The organism is Priestia sp. KCTC 13724 (assembly GCF_056820425.1).
Genome location: NZ_JBXDLD010000146.1, coordinates 1 through 887, shown reverse-complemented (window position 1 = coordinate 887; position 887 = coordinate 1). Strand labels below are relative to the sequence as shown.

Sequence of the window (887 nt, the reverse complement as noted above, 5' to 3'; positions counted from 1 at the left end):
CAAATTAAAAATGAGCTCCAAGTGGCATAGGGTACCTATCATTTCTAATGGAATGGAAATATTTGTATCTAAAAATGCTCATTATCAGTAAGATAATCAGTTTTTTATCCCTTGTATTCCATAGAACAAAAACAAAGATTAGGACACTTATGATAATTAAAACCAAAAACGGTATATAATGAGGCATGAAAGTCTCCCTTAACATAAACTAGTTACTATATAGGGTAAAACCTTTCCTGTAAATTATACATTTGTAAATAGTTTAAAAAACGCTTGCTACAGTTCTAGACTGCAACAAGCGCTTTTATTACCCTTCAATTAAACGAGACAAATTTGCCATCTCAATAGCAGAAGCTGCTGCTTCCCATCCTTTGTTACCAGCTTTTGTACCTGCACGTTCAATCGCTTGTTCAATTGTTTCCGTTGTCAGTACACCAAAGATAATTGGTACGCCCGTTTGTAGACTCTGTGAAGCAACGCCTTTTGCTACTTCGTTACAAACAAAATCAAAGTGTGGTGTTGCGCCGCGAATAACTGTTCCTAACGTAATCACCGCATCATACTTTTTTGATTCTGCGAATTTTTTTGCAATTAACGGAATTTCGTATGCGCCAGGTACCCAAGCAATGTCCACATCTGCTTCTGCTACACCATGACGTTTTAGCGCGTCTTGCGCTCCGCCTAACAATCGGCTTGTAATAAATTCATTAAAACGCCCCACTACAATTGCAACTTTTAATCCAGTACCAACTAAATTCCCCTCAAACACATGACTCATTTTCTATTCCTCCTAGTTTTTTATGTTTTATGTGTAAATTCACTAGCGTCGCATAAATTTTAACCGAATTTTCTGTTTTCTTATTTTTCCTTTTATAAAGAAAAACGAA

1 protein-coding gene is annotated in these 887 nt (G+C 36.1%); it reads right to left on the bottom strand.

What is annotated here, in order from left to right; all coding sequences use genetic code 11:
- Positions 1-307 precede the first annotated feature (307 nt).
- Positions 308-778 carry a 6,7-dimethyl-8-ribityllumazine synthase gene (gene ribH, locus AC1UFB_RS16925; RefSeq protein ID WP_025909182.1) on the bottom strand — a complete coding sequence of 157 codons (471 nt, stop codon included), beginning with the start codon at positions 776-778 and terminating at the stop codon, positions 308-310.
- Positions 779-887 lie beyond the last annotated feature (109 nt).